The following is a 20,010-nucleotide window of genomic DNA, read 5'->3' on the forward strand; positions in this document are numbered from 1 at the left end:
TGGTTCATCGAACGTCACCGCTCATCGTCGGCGCGCTCGTCTCTGCCACGCCCGCGGTATCGATCCTCACGGCCGTGCCGAGCGCCGCCGCGCAGCGGCACCACCTCGACACCGATATGCCTAAAGGCGTCCTTGAGCCCATCGGCCAAGCTCGCGCGCGTGCGCACACCGCCGAGATCGAGCTCGAGATGCGTCAGCGACCGGGCGATCTCCGGGCGAATGCCGGTCAGCACCGCCTCAGCCCCCATCAGCTGCACCGCGCGAACCATCTGGATTAAATGGTGCGCGACCAGCGAATCGACACTGCCGGCACCGGTCAGATCCATGACCACCACCTGCGTATGCTGCTGCGCGATCCGATTGAGCAGCGAATCCATCACCACCAGCGTGCGGTTCGAGTCGAGCGTACCGATGATCGGCAGTGTCAGCACCCCCTTCCAGATCTCGGTGATCGGGGTGGAGGTCTCGCGCAGCTCCTCTTCCTGGGCCTGTATGGTCGACTCCTTCTGACCGAGATAGGCGCGGAAGATCGACAGCAGCAACTCGGTAAAGAGCGTCGAGACGAAGGCCAAGACTGAGCGGGAGCGGGTAAAGTCGATCTCGTTGATCTGCTCCATGCCGGCGATCAGCTTATGCTGCACAGTCTGGGTGTAGCGCACCAGCGACTCAATCTCCCCACCCCGCGCCAAGACCCGGCGGGCGAGATTGATGAAAAAGGACTGCAGCGCCTCGTGCTCCGGCGAATCACAACTGAAGGGATCGGCACTACCAAACTGCGCAGCGATCAGGTGCTGCAGCTCAAGGCTCAGATCACCGATCTCCTCCTCATCGAGCAGGTTGTTGCCGCCACCGAAGTGGACGCGGGCCGGCTCCTCAAGGTGCTGGGCCAGGCCATCGAAGCGTCCGCCGAAGAGTTGACGGAGGCGCTCGGTGAGGTGTCTGCTGTGATAAGGCGTCATCTATATTCTCCTCTCTAAAGACGGCTCAGCTACCGGCGGCTGACCGCGAAGGCCGCCGCAGTCGAATACGGCAAGTGATTGATCGTCGGCGAAACGACCGATCTCGTAGCCGAGCACATAGGCAATCAGCTGCGGAGTGCGGGCAAACAGCGACTCGAAGTGCTGCGCCGTCCAGTTGCGCCGAATGCCATCGCTGGCCGAGAGCACAATCGCGCGCTCACCGAGCACAGGGCTATGGCTGCGTATCAGCAGACCGCTGCCACCCCCTGCGGAGCCAGGGGTATAGCCTAAGGTACCCGGCACGAATGAGAAAACCTCTTTAAGCGCAGCGCCGCTTTCGTCCCACCGCAACACGTGGAGGTGCATATCGCCGATCCCGGCAACTTCCAGCCGCCCGCCGTCGAGCCGACAGCGTCCGGCGAGCGCCACAACGCCGTGCCCCGGGGTCAACCGCCGCTGCGCACGGTGCAAAACCTCCTCCGGGCGGGTGCTCTGCAGCACCGCCTCACCGAGGGGCGCACTGCTAGCCGCTGCACGCTCACCGCTGCCGAGACCGTCGGCGTGCAGCCAGTGCAGGTGCAGACCGTTGTGGTAGAGAAACAAGGCATCGCCATTGTAGCGACCGTCGCGGTGGCTGCGCGCAAAGAGACCGAGCTGCGCGGCCTGCCCGGGCGCATCGCGAAGGACAAACCGGGCCAGAATGGCACTGCTGCAGTGCCCCCGCCGCGCCGGATGGGTGTAGAAATCGCTATGATCACTCAAGCGGACGATGCTACCGAGCCCCTTGCCCAAGGTGCGGGTGGTCGAATACCCATCCTGTAGCGCCTCTTCGAGCCGGAGTATCCCAGGGCCGTGATCAATCGCTACGAGGTCGATGGTCGGCCCCGGCTGGAGCCAAACTTGGACGACGCCGTGTCCATCGGCGTGCTTACGGATGTTGGTGACCAGTTCACTGGCGACCAGGGCGATATCTTGGCGACGCCCGGCGCTAAAGCCGACGCGCTCGGCGGTCGCTAGCACTCTGGCGCGCAGCAGAACACGGCTACTCTCGCGTGTGGCCGGGATCTCAGCGAGCAGCCGAAAGTCGCGATTGCTACTGATGATCGCGCGGTTATCGGTCGGCATCGCTAGGCGCGGCTGGCTGCGGCATCGTTTTAGTTGTTGGGGACGCAGCAGTTAGAGCAGCAGTCTTTGGAACTTTTGCAGCAGTAGCACCACTCGCCTGAGCAGCGTTGCTACAGACACGGCAGCAGTCGGGCGCGCAGGCGAATTGACCACGCCCGGCCTCTTTCGCGGCGTAGAGGGCCTGATCGGCGCGCTCTTGGAGCGCTTCAGGGTGCGCGAGATCGTCTTGTTGCGGATCGACGCTGGCCAAGCCGATGCTGACCCGCCGCTCCATGCGGGCGAGGATATCAGCGGCCTTGGCACAGCCAATGGGCGCAGCGGCAAAGAGGAGGATCGCGAACTCATCACCGCCGATCCGGTAGAGTTGATCGGTGCCGGTGCGGATCACCTGCTGCATAGCGTGTGCTGCATCGCGCAGGTAGTCGTCCCCGTAACGGTGGCCATGGGTGTCGTTGATCGCCTTAAAGTGATCGAGGTCGACGAGCAGCAGGGTCAGTGCGTTATCAGGGCTGGTAATCGCGCGACGGAAGGCCCGCGGGAACTCCGCATCGAAGGCGCGGCGGTTGCGCGCCCCGGTAAGGGCATCGGTCTCCGCTTCGATGATGCTGCGGGTAAGCTCAAGTTGCCGCTCTTGCAGCGCCTCGTGAAGCGCGGTGAGCTGAGCCTCAAGCTGCTCGCGCGTTGTTTCGAAATAGGCCGTCATGCGCTGATTGCGCTGGCGCAACAGTTCTGGGTCTTGGCTCTCGCGCAGGCGCTGCTGTTGCTGCCGAAACCGCAACAGGCGCTGCTCACTGGTCGCGTCCAGCGTTTCGGGCCGTACGAGCACAAACGGCTCGGCCCCCTCCCAGTCGACCCACAGCGCCGAACCGCTCCAGTGCAACGTAACGAAGAGCGGCTTGCCACAGCCGGCACCGGCTTGGCGCAGATGCGCGCTCAGCGACACAAGCGCCTTGGCGATCTGCAACGGCGAGTGACCTAGGGTGACAGCCGCCTCGCGGCAGAGTGCTAGAAAGTTCTGCAGATCCGACTCAAGCGGCACCCAGCGCGCGGCGAGATCGCACGCCCCGCCCCCCTGCTCCGGCCCCTGCCCAGGATCGGCGCTCATCTCCACCATCGTCTTGTTCTTAGCTCTTCGCGCCATGAGCAGCCCACTCCAGTCAGAACAAGGAAGAGGCCGGCTCCGGAACCCTGAAGAAAAACCCCTGCCCTCGACGACACCCCATCGCCTGCAAGGCGCGGGCCTGCCGCTCGGTCTCGATCCCTTCAGCGACGACGTCGATCCCTAGACCATCACCGAGTGCCAAGATCGCCCGCGCAATCGCTGCAGTGTGCTTATCGTCGGGGAAGCCACAGATGAAGGAGCGGTCGATCTTGATCTTATCGATGGGCAGATCCTTCAAGTAGCTGAGCGCTGAATAGCCGGTACCAAAGTCATCGACCGCGACGGAGACCCCCATGGCACGCAGCTCACTCAGCCCCGCCGTTACACTCTCCACGCGCTCGACCAACAGACTCTCGGTGATCTCCAGTTCCAGCCGATTCGCCGGCAACCCCGAGCGCTCCAGGGCATCTTTGACCTTGCGCACCCAATCGTCGTCGAGCAACTGCATCGCAGTAACATTGACCCCCATCCGGCCGAAGGTGCGCCCGGCATCCAACCAGATCTTCGCCTGTGTACACGCCGCATCCAAGACCCACTCCCCCAGGCGGGCGATCAAGCCGGTGCGTTCAGCGACCGGAATAAAACGCTCCGGAGAGATCCAGCCCTGCTGCGGATGGTGCCACCGCGCCAACGCCTCGACACCGATCCACTCGCCGCTGGCCAACTCGACCTGCGGCTGATAGTGCAAAGAGAGCTGACCACCGCCGAGGGCCCGGCGCAGTTCGGCAGCCAACTTGAGCCGCTCGCGCGCCCTTTCGATCAACTCCGAGCTGAAAAAGCGGTAGCGGACGCCTTCCCGCTTGGCCTCGTGCATCGCCGTATCAGCTTGCTCAAGCAACTTCGCCGGCAGGTTGGCGACCTCTTCGCCCGCCGGATAGACGCTGACCCCGACCCGCACGACCAGACAGACCTCATGCCCGGCAACAACCATCGGCTCTTCCACCCAGCCGACGATCCGCTCGACCAACTCAACCGCATCGTCGATCGCACTGAGCCACGGTAACAGGATACCGAACTCATCGCCGCCCAAGCGCGCCACCGTATCGCCACCGCGCAAGACCGCGCGCAATCGTTTGCCCAGGCTGATCAGCACCTGATCGCCAAAGGCCTGACCGAGACTGTCGTTGATCGCTCGAAAGTCGCGCAGATCGAGCACTAAAATGGCCAAAGCGGCCTGATCGCGTTTGCGCCGCTCCAACGCCTGTGCCAAACGGTCGTGCAGCAGGAGCCGATTGGGCAACTCGGTCAGCGGATCGGTGTGCAAAAGCTGCTGCAGCTGGCTTTGATAGTAGAGCAGCTGCGAGCGATCGGCTTTGTTCTGTGCCTCAAGCTCAACCCGGGCGGTGACATCGTTAATGTACCCCAACCCCCTCACCGCGCGGCCTTGTCCATCGAACTCGAAGACCGAAGTCTCATGCACCCAGCGATAGCTGCCGTCGGCTCGCCGAACCCGATAAGGGGTGTACTCGAAGGAGCTACCCGCTGCTGCCAGGTCTTCCTGCGCCTTTTGATCTTCGCGGATCAGTCTGGCGAGATCTTCGGAGTGAACCAGCTCGACGAAGGGGCGCCCGAGCAGCTGCTCGGGGCGATAGCCGAGGACTTTTTCGACGTTGGGTGAGACGTAGCGCACCGGCCACTCACCGAGTCTCTGCTCCCAGGCAAAGACCACAGTCGGGCCACCGATGAACCGCTTAAGCTCAAGCTCGCGCCGTTGCTGCTGCAGGCGCAGCTCAAGCTCATCGACCACCACCGCGGCAAAGTCGCGCAGTGCATTCACCGCCTTTTCGTCGAGTGTCCGCGGCTGCAGATCTTGTACGGTAAGGACGCCGATGTGGTAGCCATCCGGGGTCGTCAGCGGCACCCCGGCGTAGAAGCGAACCTTCGGCCCGTCGAGGACCAACGGATTATCGCAAAAGCGCTCATCTGCGGCGGCGTCCTCGACCACCAGCGGCTCGCCAGAGGCGACGACATGGCCACAGAAGGAGATATCCCGAGAGGTTTGGCAGTCATCCAGCCCACGCGCCGACTTAAACCACTGACGATCTTGATCGACGAAAGTTACGGTGGCGATCGGCGCCGCGTAGAAGCTGCACAGCAGACGCGTGATGCGTTCGTAGACTTCCTCACAGGGGGTGTCGAGAATCCCGTACTCGCGGAGGGCTGAGAGTCGATTGGGCTCGTTTTCGGGAATCGGCGCAGTCTGCATGCCATGATCCATAGAGGGACGGCGGGACGACAGAACGGCGAAGCAGAGTGTGCTGAACCCGCTTAAAGCCTACCTAAGCACCTCTCAGCGCACTGTACGGTGGTGACTTTGGGGCAAAAATTGGAATATGTCAAGTTCCAGGCCAGATTCCAGGTAATCGGTCCACAACCGACTCACAGTGCCTAAAATTCGAATTCGCCAGGGGAGGTGGAGGGGGCTGAAGAAGCGAAAGCGAACGCGCCCTGGTGCACCTAGTGTGGGCATCAAGTGAAGAGGCGTTGAGATAAAGGGCTGGGAGTGGCGTCCCCAACGGGATTCGAACCCGTGTCGCCACCTTGAAAGGGTGGTGTCCTAGGCCAGCTAGACGATGGGGACGTGCGCTTCCAAAGCGAGGCGAATGCTACGCAACGCCCGCAGTGCTGTCAAGCACTCGATGTATATCGAACCGTGCAGATGAAATCTCCCGCTGCGAAGACGTGAGAAATCTTTCCAGTCCGGAACGGATGAAAGCGCATCGCCCGACAGGGCAACGGGTGTTAGAATCATCCTGTGCGTTGCCATCGCGGGCGTGGAATAGAGGCCTGTACCGGTGCAACGCAGCAGGGACCTCGCCTCGACAACGGAGCCGGAAGCTGGGAGGTTTCGCGGTGCGATCGCTTCCTCCGGCGGCGCGCTGGCGCCGCTGTAATCCCCGTCCTTTCTCACCCTTTTGCTAGGGGGGAGGAGGTCAAGTAGGCAGCGCAGCCATGGTGGATCAGCAAGCCGACGACAACTTCGAATTCTCCCCCGACGGGCTCTATCGCCTGGGGCTGAGAAGGCAGCCCTTCGCCGCTGGCCCGCTTTTCGAGGACACTGCGCGCGCCACCCAGCGGAATGTCATTCTGAGTCTGCTCCAGACTGGTGAGCGCATCGTCTTACTGCGCGGTGCTCCGCAGCTCGGCAAGAGTACGCTGCTTCAACACCTACTCGGACATCAACTCCCCGGACTGCATATGCGGGCGCTGCAGGCGACTGCACAGACGACGTCGCCACAGCTCTTCGCCGAACTCTTTCAGGCAGCCGACACCGATACAACCGCGGCGACCAGCGGCAGCCCACCCAGCGCCCCCCAGCCTCCGGTTGAGCGGCACCACGCCGCCCAACGCGTCCACGGGGCCCGGCGTGCCGGACTCCACCCAGCGCTGCTTATTGACGACGCCGAGCGGCTGCCCCCGAGTGTGCTGACCGATCTACTCGATTTATGGCACGAGCTCAATGCTCGCAACGAGGCCTTCTCGCTGCTGCTTACCACCCAGGTCGATACAGCCGAGCCCACCCACCTGAACGGGGTGGAGTTACCGACCGCACGCTTGCACACCACTCACCTCTTGCCATTGAACGAAGAGCAGACCGCCGCCTACCTTGAGCTCCGCATGACTGACGCTGGTGCCGAGGCGGATCTACTCAGCCGGGCCGAGAAGCGCGCCATCTTCCAGCACTCGGCCGGCCATCCGGTGCGCATCCACGAACAGGCCTACCGAGTACTCAGCGAGCGCCTAGCCCACCGCCGAGACGATCAGCCGCAAAGGACTGCACCCGCCATCAATCCAATTGCCTCAACCAGTGAGCGGCAACGACGCTGGCCACTGCTCGCGACGGTGGCCTTGGTCTGTTTGGCCGCTGGCAGTGTTGCCGCCCTGCTGATTCGCCCCGACCTGCTTCCTGGCATCGGCCCCGATCTCTCGTTGACTGACTTAGAGCTTGTCGATGAGCAAAGAGCGGCACCCGCCGTCGAACCGCCCCCCGAGGCCACACCCGAAGAAACACTCTCGCTGACCGCAGGCGGTGAGTGGCTTGCCCGCAGCAGGAGCGTCCTTGAGGAAACGCCCCAGGAGGAAGCGACCCAGCCCTCCTCAACGACAATCGTCCCGGAGCGTGATCCAGATACGACGGCAGCCATTATGCAGGACGACGCCGAGATCGCCTCCTTCTCCGCAGCAACTGCACCGCTGTCAACGACACCGTCAGCGGCCAGGCAGGAGAGTGCTAGGCCGGAGGAGGATGAGGGAGAGGAGGACGAAACGGTAGACAGGAGAGGGGCAGCAGAGACAAAAGAAGAGACCGCCCGTGGCTGGATCGACGGTCAACAGCCCGACCACTACACCATCCAACTGCTCGCTGCCGGGGAGCGAGCAGCACTTGAGCGGTACGCGGCCGATCTCGGTTTAGACGAAGGGGAGGCACACGTCGTCGCCACGCTGCGCGAGGATCAAGTCTGGTATGTCCTGCTTTACGGCAGCCACACTGACCGTGAGAGCGCCCGCGAACGCATAGAGACGCTACCGGAGCAGATCCGCCAACAGCAACCGTGGATTCGCTCACTCGCCTCGGTTAGCGAGCAGCTCGCCGCGGCAAGCGATATCGCTCAACGAGCCGAGCCGGCTGAATAAGACCAAACGCTACCAGGCCGAACACTTCACCACCAACAACCCTGGCAGAGGGGGGGTAAGCAGCAGCCGCCACCTCAACACAGAGCCGAATCGATCTCCCCGAGGGGCTTTAACAGGAACGGAGTTGGCAAACTCAGCACAGATCCAGATCGACTTCCCCGAGGCGACCGGTCGCTCCGGCATCACTCTGACCCTCGGTGAGACCTTTGCTGCGCGGGTGCGCAAGACTGCGCACGGTCTCGTGCTGGAGTTCGCTGGCCATCGCCTCCCGGCACGAGCCGAGACGTATGTCGCCGACGGCGATCGTCTCCTCCTGCAAGTCGCCGACATTCGCCGCAATCTGACCCTGCGCATCGTCGGTCACCTCGGTCGCCGTCCCGCCCTGCAGACGGCGCTTCGTCAAGCTCTGTCCCGCCAAGCCACCGCGGCTCGTCTCAGTTCTGTCTCGCTGCCCGCCGACACTTCCACTCCACTCCAGCAGTGGATCGACGAGCTGCCCACACTGGATAGCTTGCAGCAGCCCGGCGCCCTCAGCCGCAGCGTGCACCACTCCGGGCTCTTTTGTGAGCACCGCCTCGTGCATACGCCGGAGCAGCTCGCCGATGATTTTAAGGCCCGCCTGCTGCGCTGGCAGCAGACCCTCGAAAACCCACCGCAAGCCCCCAGAGACCACCAGCATCCGCAACTTCACGCCGCCATCGGGGCACTGCTTCAACGCATCCTTGCACTGCAGACGCACGCCGCACTACACGGCCAGGGGCGCGATTGGAGTATCGATCTGCCGCTGCGTACCGCGCCCTCCTCGCGAGCACTCGGCGCGCTGCGCTTGCGCATTCGCCGCAGCGGCGGCACAAACACTGCGACCACAACCACAACCGCAGGCACCGCAAGCACAACCCCGTCATACCCCGACGCGGCTGCTGAACCGACCGCCTACACGCTCGATCTCTTTCTGCAGCTGCCTGGGACCGGCTCGCTATACTGTGCGCTCTATCTCTGCGACGGGGCGATCGACTGCACTTGGTGGTGTGATCAGCAGGCGTCTGCAACGGCCGTCACTCGCCTGCTGCCGCAACTCGCTGAGCGGCTGCGCGCAGCGGGCCTCACGCCCCGTCAGCTCCATTGCCACTGCGGCTGGCCAGCGCATGATGCGACTGCCCCGGAGTCGAGCATCCCACCAGGACTGCCGGGCATGATTGAGGAGAGAGCTTAATTGAAATGAATGATCAAGGCACCTAAGAACATGAGTCCAAAAAGTGCGACCCCACAGAACGTGAGCTCGGAGACGACTCCTGACCGCAACCCCATTGGCGCCGCCATCCTTGAGCGCGCCGCCGAGTACGGCCTCCCCCTGCCCGATGACAGCGACCTTGCCGCCGCACTGGCCGACCTGAGCCCGCCAGAGCCCTTCCCTGAAGATTTGGAGGCGGCCTTTGCGGCACTGATCGCTTTAGCCGACAGCGTCTGCGCTGAGGCCACGCTTACTGAAGATCGCAGTGGCCCCGATTGCAGCGACCGTTCCATCAGACCTGCCCAAACCTGCTCAGAAGCATCTAAATATGAGAAGATTTAGGCTGAACTGCTCAAACCCCGACTAAGGAACGGGAGATAAGGGCGTTCAAGAATCGTCGGATTCGGCGTCCGGACCGTGCAGGAGCACCACCAGATCGGCCTCGACCTGACTGATCTGGCACGTATCGGCGATCTCTTTGGCCGGTGCACCTTTGCGGGCCATACGGATGGCCTGATGGAAGCGGCTGCCGTCGGAGCCGCCGGCAGCAGCAAGTTGATCGAGACGCCGCCGCAGCCGCGCCTGCCCCTGCTCCAGACGAGCCAGGTGCTCACCATAGCCGACCGCTCCCGCCGAGAGGCCGTTAAAGTGCTCGGTGAGTTGTTGTGTGCTCCCCTCCAAACCGCTGAGTCGGGTCTCGATGCGCCGCAGACGAGCGCCGAAGCCGAGGACGTGCCACGCTGCAACCGCGGCCATCACCACCGCCACCACAGCGAGCGCCAGCGTCACCGCACTCAGCCACTCCATTGCAGTGCCTGCCTACTGCCGTACATGCTCAGCCCACTCCACTGCGGGCGGCGCCTGCTTACTGCCGTACACGCTTCCCCCTGCGTCCCTCTGCCCTCGGATTGAGCCCGATCCACACGAACCGAGCCATCGGTCTTCCCGTTTCGTTCGGTCTTCCTGTTGAAGCCCCGGCGCTCCCAGGCGGCAACCGCTGCCCTCCGCTAAGTGGCGGGCAGGTGGACCAAGGAATGATCAAGGTCCTCACTCCTGTCTCGTCCGTCAACCACACCGACTACCGAGCACTATCGGGCACGTCGCCACGACGTCCCAGCGGCAGTATCTTCGAGGAGGATACCGCGCGCCTGCAACTCGTCGCGAATCCGATCGGCGGTGGCAAAGTCGCGCGCTTGCCGCGCCTCTCGCCGCTGCTCAATCAGGGCGTTGATCTCCGCCTCATCTTCGACGGCCACCTCCCCCTGCAGGAAGAGCTCCGGATCTTGTTCGAGCAAGCCGAGGAGGTTGCCGAGCTGGCGCAGCTTGGCGGCAGCAGCCTGCGCCTGTGCCACTGCTCCTTCCTCGCGGTAACGATTGACCTCGCGCGCCAACTCAAACAGCACGGCCAGCGCCTCGCGGGTATTAAAATCGTCGTCCATCGCCAGGCGGAAGCGTTCGAGCATCGCACACTCCGGGACCGCACCCTCCGGTGCAGCGTCTGCCGGCGCAGCCCCTGCCGGGGCAGTTCCTGCCGGCAACAACCCCCGCAAGGCGGTATAGAGCCGTTCCAGTCCGCCTCTGGCCTCGCTGAGCGCCTCGCGGGTATAGCTCAGCGGGCTGCGGTAGTGGCTCGAGAGCAGAAAGAGCCGCACGACCTCGGCTGGATGCTCCGCCAAAACATCCCGCACGGTGTAGAAGTTGCCGAGCGACTTGGCCATCTTCTCGTCACCGACCCGCACATGGCCGTTATGAATCCAGTAGTTGACGAAGGGCCGCCCCGAGGCACACTCGCTCTGGGCGATCTCGTTTTCGTGGTGGGGAAACTGCAGATCGAGCCCACCGCCGTGGATATCGAAGTGCTCACCGAGCAGGTCGCGGGACATCGCCGAGCACTCGATATGCCAACCCGGACGCCCCTCGCCCCACGGCGACGGCCACGCCGGCTCGCCCGGCTTCGCCGCCTTCCACAGGACGAAATCGGCGGCATCGCGCTTGGCCTCATCCGGCTCAATGCGGGAGCCGGCGCGCAGCTCATCGAGGCGCCGCCCGGAGAGCTTGCCGTATTCGGCGAAACTCGCTACCGCGAAGTAGACGTCGCCATTATCGGCGGCGTAGGCGTGCCCCCGCTCAATCAGGCGCTCGATCAGCTCGATCATCGAAGTGAGCGACTCGGTCGCCCGCGGCTCGTGATCGGGGAGGTGAACGCCGAGCGCGGCGCAGTCCTCGTGCATCGCGCGAATAAAGCGCGCCGTCAACGCTTCGATCGTCTCACCGTTCTCAGCGGCGCGGCGAATGATCTTATCGTCGATGTCGGTGATGTTGCGAACGTAGGTCACCCTATAGCCGAGCCAGCGCAAGTAGCGCACGATAGCATCGAAGACGACCAGCGCGCGGGCGTGCCCAAGATGGCAGTAGTCGTAGACGGTCATGCCGCAGACGTAGAGCCGAACCTGTCCCGGCTCAATCGGCACGAAGGTCTCTTTCTCACCGCTGAGGCTGTTGTGGATCTTGAGCATTTACCTCTCCCTCTGATCCGGCGTCTCTCCCGTCGTCTCCCCTGTCTTCGCCCCCGCCTTATCCCCTGTCTCTCCCGTTGCCGCCATCTCAGCGGCCCTCTCCAGCCGCTCTACGATGCGCTCGCTGCCCATCAAGTCGACCACCGGCTGCAGCTCCGGCCCGCTGCAGCGCCCGGTCAACGCCGCACGCAAGGGCATAAAGAGACGCTTGCCCTTGACCTCAAGACGCGCCTGCAGCACTTCGATCAATCCGCGGTAGCGGTTGTAGCCTTCGCGCGCAGCAGCGGCAGCGGCGGTAAAGTAGGAGGCACCGGCACCCTGCACCGCCTGTTGTGCGGCCTCATCGAGCGGCGGCGGCGGCCCGAAGATGCGCGTTGCCCAATCGCGCGCCTCCTCGGGGAAGCGAACATTGCCGCGGATCGCACCCACCACCTCGTCGGCGTAGCCGGGCGGCACCAGGGCATCGATGCCCATCCACGCCCGCAACCGCGCCCCATCGGCCGCCTGCACGGCCTCCTCCTGCCAATGCAGCAGGTGCTGCGGATCGAAGCGCGAGGGCGCTGCGCTAAGGCGCTCCGGCGCGAAGGCCTGCGCTAAGGCTTCAAGACTCAGCAGCTGTTCGCTCTCGTAGGTGTGACCGATGCGGGCGAGGTAGTTCAAGACCGCTTCGGGCAGGTAGCCGGCCTGCTCGAGGTCGGCCACCGAACGACTGCCGTTGCGCTTGGAGAGCGGCGCGCCGTCGTCGCCGAGGATCAACCCCATGTGGGTGTAGCGCGGCGCTGGCAACTCCAGGGCTTGCAGCAGAAGCAGTTGACGCGGTGTATTGGTCAGGTGATCGTCGCCGCGTAGGACGTCGGTTACCCCCATTAAGGCGTCGTCGAGGGCGTTGGCAAAGAGGTAGGCGGCCGTACCATCGGCGCGGCGGATGATGAAGTCGCCGAGATCGTCGGTGCGGAAGCGCTGCTCGCCGTGGACGCCGTCGGTAAAGCGCACCTCGCTGTTGGCCGGGACGCGAAAGCGCAGGGTAGCCGGCACCCCAGCGGCGCGCTTGCGCTCGACCTCCTCGGCACTCAGACGGGCACAGGTTCCGGGGTAGCGCGGCGGCCGCCCCGCGGCCCGCTGGACACGCCGGTTCATCTCCAGCTCGCGCTCGGTGCAGAAACAAGGATAGGCGGCACCGCTGCGCTCCAGCTCACGGTAGTAGCGCGCGTAGATCTCGGCACGTTCAAACTGACGGTACGGCTCATGGCCACCGCCGACGCCCGGCCCCTCTTGCCACTCGAGGCCGAGCCAGCGCAGATCGCGCATCAAGGCATCAGCCGCCTCGGGGCGGTAGCGTTCGCGGTCGGTATCCTCGATCCGCAGGAGAAAATGCCCGCCGCCGCCCCAGGCGCGCAACGCGCTAAAGAGAGCGGTACGGACATTGCCAAGATGCAACGCCCCGGTGGGACTCGGTGCAAAACGGGTCTTGATGCGATGGTTTGTCATAGGCGGCTATGGTACCGTTTTCGGCGCCGGAGATCGACGCTGGCGATACGCTGGCAAGGCCCCTTTTGCGATTGCCTGATTGCTGATAGCTGATTGCTGATCGCTGATTGCTCGCGGACCGCCCTAGACCACCCGGAGGCCCCAACCGTGTCACAGCCCGTTCTCTTCATCGCCGATCTGCATCTCGACTCCTCGCGCCCGGAGATCACCGCCACGTTCACCCGCTTTCTCCGGCAGGAGGCCCCTCAAGCCGCTGCCCTCTACATCCTCGGCGATCTTTTCGAGGCGTGGATCGGCGATGATGCCGTCAGCGCAGAGGAGCCGATCCTTAAAGAGTTGCGCCAAGCGGCTGCCGCGACCTCGCTCTACGTCATGCATGGCAACCGCGACTTCTTGCTCGGTGCGCGCTTTGCCGAGCTCAGCGGAGCCACCCTGCTGCCCGAGCCGAGTTGCATCGATCTTCACGGCGAGCGAACCCTGATCCTTCACGGCGATAGCCTCTGCACCGCCGACCACGAACACCAGACCTTTCGCACCATGGTGCACGACCCGCAGTGGCAACAGCACTTCCTCTCGCAGCCGATCGCGCAGCGCCTCGAGATGGCACAGCAGGCCCGAAATCGCAGCCGCAGCCGCAATCAGGAGTTGCACGAGGAGATCATGGACGTCACCCCAGAGGCGGTCACCGCCTTGATGGCCGAACACGAAGCACGCTGGCTGATCCACGGCCACACCCACCGTCCAGCAGTCCATCGCTTCACCACCGCGCACGGCCCTGGGGCCCGCTTCGTCGTCGGCGACTGGTTCAAACAGGGCAGCGTGCTGCGCTGTACGCCGCAGCGCTGGGAGCTGGAGGAGTGGGCGCACCATGGCTAATGGGGACAGATTTGGGCCAATGGAGACAGATTTTTAAATCTGTCCCCATTGAGTGCGGTCCCCATAGTGTGGTAGTGCGTCCTCGACTTCGTCCAGCGCAGCTGCAATCGCCTCCGGACCCGCACCGGGGCGCTGGCTGCCGAGCGTCAACGCACGCCGCCAGCGCTTCCCACCGGGACGGCCGCTATAGAGCCCCATCAAGACCTTGACCAGGTGGGTCATCGGCACACCGGCCTGCAACTGACTCTCGACGAAGGGCAGATAGGCCTCCACGGCCGCCCGTCGTGACGGCACCGTCCCGCCAAAGAGCCGGCTCTCCCAGCAGGCTAAGGCGTATGGATCCGCGAAGGCGGCACGGCCGACCATCACCCCATCGACCCGCGCCAGCTGCTCGATCAGCGTCTGCTCGTCGGCCACACCGCCGTTCAGGACAACCTCCAGCTCCGGAAAGCACTCTTTAACCCGCCACACCCGCTCATAGTGCAACGGCGGGATCTCACGATTCTCTTTCGGGCTTAACCCCTGCAACCACGCCTTGCGCGCGTGCACAATAAAGCAGTCACAGCCACCATCGGCAACACGCTCGATAAAGTGCAGCAGCTGCGCCTCGCTGTCGTCGTGATCGACCCCGATACGACACTTGACGGTGATCGGCAAACCGGCCTCCGTCATCGCCGCTACGCACTCGCGCACCAACTCCGGCTCCCGCATCAGACAGGCACCAAAACGCCCGGATTGAACCCGCTCGCTCGGGCAGCCGACATTCAGATTGACTTCATCATAGCCCCACTCCGCGGCCAGCTCCGCGCCGTAGCGCAGGTGCTGCGGATCGTGCCCACCGAGCTGCAGTGCTAACGGATGCTCCGCCGGATCAAAGGGCAAGAAGCGCTCGGCGCGACCGTGCCACAGCGCCACGGCCGGCACCATTTCGGTGTAGAGGCGCACCCGCGGTGCAAGCAGACGCAAGAAGTAGCGTGCACTCGATGTCGTCCACTCCATCATCGGCGCGACGCTCAAAAGCCCGTGTATGGTCTTCAAGGGTTTGTCTTTCATATCAGCTCTATAGATTCTCTTCGGCCTTGCTCAAAGTGCGGGTTCAGGTGTGTTCAGTAGCATTCGTAGCAACCCACTGCTACAATTATTGCTACAAGCCCCGTTTTGTAGCACTGCCCCAGATGGCCACAATCACGTAGATCAAAGGTAAAGGCGGTACCACCTACCGAGTCCAGATCAGGCTCAAGAGGCCCGACGGTACCACCCACTCCGAAGCCAAGACCTTCTCGACCCGCGCCGCCGCCCGCCGCTGGGGTGAAGACCGCGAGGAGCAGCTGCGCGCTCCCGGCGGCTTCGAGAACGACGCCAGTCGCAACGTCACGATCTCCCACCTGATCGAGCGGTACCTCGAAGAGTTCGCGGACAAGCTCGGTCGCTCCAAACGCTTTGCCCTATAAGCCCTCCAGCAAACCGAGCTGGCTGAGACTCCGCTGTGCAACCTCACCTCGCAAATCTTCATCAACTACGCCCAAGCCCGACGGAGGGACGGCACCGGGGGCTCGACCGTCAACCAGGACTTGATCTTCCTCGGCACCGTCTTGGAGTACGCGCAGTTCGCCTGGGGATACAAGTTCAACACGCAGGCTCTGCCGGATGCCCGCAAGACCTGCCGCAAGTCACGCATCACTCACAACGCAGGAACCCGAGATCGGCGCCCGACGTCCGAAGAGCTGAGTCTGCTGCTCGACTGGTTCGACAAGCCACGCCCACGCGGCCCGAAAACCCGGACACCCTACGCCGACATCATCCGCTTTGCCCTCGCCTCGGCTCGCCGCCAAGCGGAGATCACCCGGCTGCGGTGGGATGACCTCGATGAGGCGAAGGGCACCATCCTCGTCCGCGATCTGAAACACCCGGACGGCGCCCAGGGCAACCATCGGCGGGCCGCCCTGACTCAGGAGGCACTGGCGATTATACAGCGCCAGCCCTCACGCGGCGTCGACCCGTGCATCTTCCCGGCCAACGCCAAGACCGTCGGCACCCGCTTCCACGAAGCCTGCAAGATGCTCGGCATCAAGGGGCTGCGCTTCCACGACCTCCGGCACGAGGCGACCAGCCGCCTGTTTGAGGCCGGTTACCAGATCCACGAGGTGCGCTCCTTCACGCTCCATGAGAGCTGGGCTACACTGCAGCGGTACACGCACCTGCGCCCGGAGGACGTCGCACTTCGGACTTAATGCGGCACCTTTGCGCTTGCTACAGATAAAGGTCCCTGCGTATGGTTAAGGGCATTCAAATGGACCACCCCTGGAGCGAGACGAAGATGCGCCTTCACGTCATTGCGAGTATCGCACTCGTAGCCATTTCACTCCCTCTGACCGCGACCGCGAACGACCCGTTCGATGGGCCGAAGGCAAGCGTTGTCTTGCACGCGATGAGTCACTCGCTCGATGTCGACAGGGAGGCCGACGACCCCGACCTAGTAGGCGACTATTCTGACTCCGTGACGATGTCCGGGTTGGGCTTTCGCTTGGGCCGGATGATCAGAGAAGAAAGCTTGGTCACCAGCCTTTACTTCGAGTTCATCGCAGCTGATAACGATGAGTTCGATGTCGCAGACGACGTTACAGCGGAGATTGGGAACACCATCCTTCTGGGCGGAAGCCTTGGCTACGCTTTCTATCCTCACATGGTTTACGTTTCCCTTGGTTTCGGGGCGACCTATTTCAAATACACCGTCGAAGACACTATAGACCTTACTGACGATTACGGCGCAGGATTCGCCGTCGGGATTGGTTACTCGGGGACATTGACAGATGTCTGGTCCTTCTTCGCCGAATATCGTGGCACTAGCATGTCCGGTGAGTACCAACGGACGGAGTTCCTGAGCGGCGACACCGAAGATCACGATGTAGAGCTGCGGCTCAGTTACATTAGCACAGGTTTTAGAGCGAGCTTCTGAAAACGCGTCATTCATCGCCTAAAAACTTGCCTAATCTTTTTCTGACTTTTTCTTCGGTTATTTTCTCGTAATACCAAAACTCCACCAATTGAACACCAGCTTTCTCCGCCTTTTCTCTCTTGGACTGATCACGCTCTACAGCTCGCTCATGACCGCTCCTGCCTCCGAAACGTCCAACTGGCCCTGCGTGCTGCTCTCCTTGATACTCAACGGCTACCCCTTCATCAGGGAAGTAGATGTCAAATCGCTGTTTTCCGAGAAAGTCCGGACTGGCTTCGCGCTCAATCCGACGACCAGGAAAAATAGCCCTAATAGTACGATACAGCTCCGTCTCACTAACCCACCCTTCGCCAACGCGCGGAACACCAATACGATCCCTCAATAGATTTTCAGCTTCCCGCTTGTGCTCCTTGTTAAGCATATCAAGTCCGCTTTGAATACCCAACTGATTGATGTATGGCAGGTAGTAGAGTTTAATCCTACTTCCCCCATACATAGGATCGTAGGCCTGTCTAGTTGGCGGCACATCGCGACATAGATGACAAATATCCGCCCTTAATTCAGCTTCAAAAAGAGGCTGGTGCAGTATATTTAACTGTCCGTCTCCGCGCTCAGGGGATACCAAGTTTTTGTAATACTCCTTTAACCCTTCGGCGCAAGCACAAAGGTAACGTTTTCCGCATATCGGACAAAACCAAACTACATATTCACGGACTGATGCTGTAGAGCGGCCTTCTGGAAACAACCATTCAACTGGGCACACACAGGCGCCAACTTGCTCCTTTGTCCAAGGCAGAAAATCCGACGGCATGGTGAGAAATGAATCTTTTATCACGAAGCGTCGTTTAGTTTTCAGTGGCTTCTCTTGCAGATGCTGCTCATTTCCCCAAACCGCCTCACCCAAAACTCTTCTAGTCGTTAGCGGGGCGCGATAGATTAGACTGGAAACGCCTGAGTGATCCCGCTCCGTATCAATAGTTACTTTCACCCCCGAAAACTCTACCCAACCAGATTTATGTGCATCCCTGGCGTTTAATGGCTTGGTAGGAAGACCTGGCCCGGCAACCTTCCCTCCGTATAATTGCACTTCGCAACGCAGAAAAGATCGCCCTATGGCGCTCTCCACTTGACGGCGAATGCGATTACGAAGCACACTGACGAGAGAGTCTGATAAACCCTGCTCACCAAAATGCACCACAACCTCTTCTTCCGTTATTGGCGCCATCCCGACTTCGATCGTCGTATTCATCGGAGCCCCTGCCGCATCCATAACTCAACCATCAACATGCTCATAATACCTGCATGCACGCGCAAAAACGAAGGGGTCACCCCGCAGAGCGACCCCAGATTTCGCGTAGCGCGCCGTCGTATAGCGCCGTCTTACCGGACCACTATCTCATCCCAGCCATAGCCCGCTGCTTGTCCTTCGGCGGCATCTGACCCCCGGCTGACATCGCCGCACCCAGACCTCGGTCTACGGTCGGCGGCCTGGGCGCTGCCCAACACCGAAATGCTTGAGCACCTAGCCTACCACCAGCAGAGGCATGTACCTAGCCATCCCACCGCTCAGCGCCTAGTGGCAGCTCATTCAGCTCATCACGCGCCTCGCGCCAAGACGGATAGTGGTCACTCAGCAACTCGATGAAGCGCTCACTGTGGTTGGGCTCGATCAGGTGTAGCATCTCATGGACGACGATGTACTCCAGCAGGTCCTTCGGCTTCTTGACCAGCTCCGTATTGAGCCGGATGTGACCGGCTCGTGGGTTGCAGCTGCCCCACTTGGTCTTCATGCGCTGCAGGAAATACCTCGCCACCGAGACACTCAGCTTCTGCTCCCACTTCTCGATCAGGGGCGGCACCGCTTCATGCAGAAGCTGCCGGTGCCAAGCGTGCATGATCTCAGCGCGTTTGCCCCGGTCGGCACCGGGCCGGACGGTCAGGATGATGCGTTTGTGATCCAGTTTGACGCCGGGGCGTGCTTCGCGCTCTGCCACTGAGAGCAGGTAGCGGCGGCCCCACAGGTAGTGGCTCTCTCGCTCGACATACTGACGGGGCGTCTCTCGCGCCTGATTCACCAGCTGCGTCTGCTGCTCGCGAATCCATCCCAGCTTGGCGATGGCGTAAGCGCGAGCCACCTCTAGGCGGGTTTCGCTTGGGGCCACCAAGGTCACCCGCCCGTCCGGTGGATGCACCGATAGATGCACGTTTCGCACGGCCTTGCGCGTCACCTCAATGGCAATGTCGCCCAAGGTGATCGTCTCGGTCATGCGTACCCCGCCTGATTCCGGATCAGCTCGAAGACGGCTTCGGTGGCCTGTCGATTGCGCCCGAGGATCGGGAAGAGCGCATTGAGCACCTGCCGCTCGCGTGCATCGTCGCCACGCCAGCCCGCCGGGGCCTGTTCGCGCATGGCGCGGTCGATCGCCAGCGCCATCTCCAAATGCTGCTGCGCCTCATCCGGGGAAGGTTCGCGCACCTCGCAGTCGGGGCGCGTCGCGGCGAGGATATCCGGCAGATTGTTGAAGATCACCTGAGCCTCATGTCGGCCTGCCAGTTCGGACGGCATATTTTGGCTGTTCTGCCCCTGCGCCATCTTCTTGACCAGTTCCTCGGCCCGCTCCAGGAACTGCTTATAGGACACTGTCTCGTTGCGCCACTCCGCGATCAGGTCATCCAGCAGCTTGGAGAGCTGCTCATAGAAGCGAGGATCGGTGAGCTGATCGCGGATGATGGTCTTGCGGACGTTGTTGACGATGCCCTCGGCGACAGCATTCTTCGACAGCTTGCCCTGCTGGTTGAGCCGCTGAGCGATGGCATCGTGGATGCCGGTCTCGACGATGAGCTCGACTAAGGAGTAGCTGTCCACTGCACCGAGATTGTCTGCCGGGTCGGCCTGGATGTAGGTGTTGATGAGGTGGCGCATGTCGGCTTCGTAGGGTTCAAACAGTTGCAAAAATAGATAGACGAACATGCTTGTCTATGCCAATATTCTCCGCATGAAGAGTACCAAGTTAAGCGCGTGGGCGAAACAGAAGGGGATTGCGTACCGCACGGCTTGGAAC

Annotated in this window: 17 protein-coding genes and 1 tRNA gene; 6 read left to right on the forward strand and 12 right to left on the reverse strand. The window is 62.4% G+C overall.

All coding sequences use genetic code 11. From position 1 onward, the window contains the following. Positions 1–14: 14 nt before the first annotated feature. From CKO15_RS08895 to CKO15_RS08915, 5 genes are all read right to left on the reverse strand, one after another. On the reverse strand, positions 15–959 hold the full coding sequence (locus CKO15_RS08895; RefSeq protein WP_200195194.1) for an STAS domain-containing protein: 945 nt from the start codon (positions 957–959) through the stop codon (positions 15–17). After that, on the reverse strand, positions 960–2,084 hold the full coding sequence (locus CKO15_RS08900; RefSeq protein WP_200195196.1) for an ATP-binding protein: 1,125 nt from the start codon (positions 2,082–2,084) through the stop codon (positions 960–962). Beyond that, positions 2,071–3,225 carry a GGDEF domain-containing protein gene (locus tag CKO15_RS08905; RefSeq protein WP_200195198.1) on the reverse strand — a complete coding sequence of 385 codons (1,155 nt, stop codon included), beginning with the start codon at positions 3,223–3,225 and terminating at the stop codon, positions 2,071–2,073. Before CKO15_RS08905 ends, CKO15_RS08900 begins: the two co-directional genes overlap by 14 nt. 16 nt (positions 3,226–3,241) lie before the next feature. Then, on the reverse strand, positions 3,242–5,452 hold the full coding sequence (locus tag CKO15_RS08910; protein WP_200195200.1) for a sensor domain-containing phosphodiesterase: 2,211 nt from the start codon (positions 5,450–5,452) through the stop codon (positions 3,242–3,244). 298 nt (positions 5,453–5,750) lie between these two features. Beyond that, positions 5,751–5,827, reverse strand: a tRNA-Glu gene (locus CKO15_RS08915). A 371-nt stretch (positions 5,828–6,198) separates the two neighbouring features. Between CKO15_RS08915 and CKO15_RS08920 the strand changes: the two genes are divergently transcribed. From CKO15_RS08920 to CKO15_RS08930, 3 genes are all read left to right on the forward strand, one after another. Next, positions 6,199–7,881 carry an SPOR domain-containing protein gene (locus CKO15_RS08920; RefSeq protein WP_200195202.1) on the forward strand — a complete coding sequence of 561 codons (1,683 nt, stop codon included), beginning with the start codon at positions 6,199–6,201 and terminating at the stop codon, positions 7,879–7,881. A 124-nt stretch (positions 7,882–8,005) separates the two neighbouring features. Next, on the forward strand, positions 8,006–9,094 hold the full coding sequence (locus CKO15_RS08925) for a hypothetical protein (protein WP_200195204.1): 1,089 nt from the start codon (positions 8,006–8,008) through the stop codon (positions 9,092–9,094). 30 nt (positions 9,095–9,124) lie between these two features. Next, positions 9,125–9,454 (forward strand): hypothetical protein, encoded by a 330-nt coding sequence (locus CKO15_RS08930; RefSeq protein ID WP_200195206.1) that lies wholly within the window; start codon positions 9,125–9,127, stop codon positions 9,452–9,454. Positions 9,455–9,499: 45 nt separating this feature from the next. On the opposite strand, the gene CKO15_RS08935 is transcribed toward CKO15_RS08930, so the two are convergent. The 3 genes from CKO15_RS08935 to gltX all read right to left on the reverse strand — a co-directional run bounded on the left by CKO15_RS08935 (position 9,500) and on the right by gltX (position 13,116). Then, positions 9,500–9,919 (reverse strand): DUF2802 domain-containing protein, encoded by a 420-nt coding sequence (locus tag CKO15_RS08935; protein WP_200195208.1) that lies wholly within the window; start codon positions 9,917–9,919, stop codon positions 9,500–9,502. A gap of 281 nt (positions 9,920–10,200) precedes the next feature. After that, positions 10,201–11,628 carry a cysteine--tRNA ligase gene (gene cysS, locus CKO15_RS08940; protein ID WP_200195210.1) on the reverse strand — a complete coding sequence of 476 codons (1,428 nt, stop codon included), beginning with the start codon at positions 11,626–11,628 and terminating at the stop codon, positions 10,201–10,203. Next, positions 11,629–13,116, reverse strand: coding sequence for a glutamate--tRNA ligase (gltX, locus tag CKO15_RS08945; RefSeq protein WP_200195212.1), 1,488 nt, complete (start codon positions 13,114–13,116; stop codon positions 11,629–11,631). Positions 13,117–13,263: 147 nt separating this feature from the next. Between gltX and CKO15_RS08950 the strand changes: the two genes are divergently transcribed. Then, on the forward strand, positions 13,264–13,992 hold the full coding sequence (locus CKO15_RS08950; protein WP_200195214.1) for a UDP-2,3-diacylglucosamine diphosphatase: 729 nt from the start codon (positions 13,264–13,266) through the stop codon (positions 13,990–13,992). 33 nt (positions 13,993–14,025) lie between these two features. Here the strand turns inward: CKO15_RS08950 and dusA are convergent, their stop codons facing one another. Further along, complete coding sequence (gene dusA, locus CKO15_RS08955) at positions 14,026–15,045, reverse strand: tRNA dihydrouridine(20/20a) synthase DusA (RefSeq protein WP_200195216.1); 1,020 nt, start codon at positions 15,043–15,045, stop codon at positions 14,026–14,028. Positions 15,046–15,563: 518 nt separating this feature from the next. Here dusA and CKO15_RS08960 point away from each other — a divergent pair. Then, positions 15,564–16,223: a site-specific integrase gene (locus CKO15_RS08960; RefSeq protein WP_200195218.1), complete on the forward strand. Its 660-nt coding sequence runs from the start codon at positions 15,564–15,566 to the stop codon at positions 16,221–16,223. 41 nt (positions 16,224–16,264) lie between these two features. Then, the gene (locus CKO15_RS08965) at positions 16,265–16,948 is read left to right on the forward strand and encodes an outer membrane protein (protein WP_200195220.1); all 684 of its coding nucleotides are present in this window, start codon (positions 16,265–16,267) and stop codon (positions 16,946–16,948) included. A gap of 7 nt (positions 16,949–16,955) precedes the next feature. Here the strand turns inward: CKO15_RS08965 and CKO15_RS08970 are convergent, their stop codons facing one another. The 3 genes from CKO15_RS08970 to CKO15_RS08980 form a co-directional block, all read right to left on the reverse strand. Next, on the reverse strand, positions 16,956–18,197 hold the full coding sequence (locus CKO15_RS08970) for a hypothetical protein (protein WP_200195222.1): 1,242 nt from the start codon (positions 18,195–18,197) through the stop codon (positions 16,956–16,958). A gap of 301 nt (positions 18,198–18,498) precedes the next feature. Further along, positions 18,499–19,215: a M48 family metallopeptidase gene (locus tag CKO15_RS08975; RefSeq protein WP_200195224.1), complete on the reverse strand. Its 717-nt coding sequence runs from the start codon at positions 19,213–19,215 to the stop codon at positions 18,499–18,501. After that, a complete protein-coding gene (locus CKO15_RS08980; protein WP_242464681.1) occupies positions 19,212–19,919 on the reverse strand; it encodes a hypothetical protein in 708 nt (235 codons plus the stop codon). The genes CKO15_RS08975 and CKO15_RS08980 overlap by 4 nt, the downstream gene beginning before the upstream one ends. Positions 19,920–20,010: the final 91 nt, after the last annotated feature.

This window comes from Halorhodospira abdelmalekii (genome assembly GCF_016583625.1).
GTDB classification, from domain to species: domain Bacteria; phylum Pseudomonadota; class Gammaproteobacteria; order Nitrococcales; family Halorhodospiraceae; genus Halorhodospira; species Halorhodospira abdelmalekii.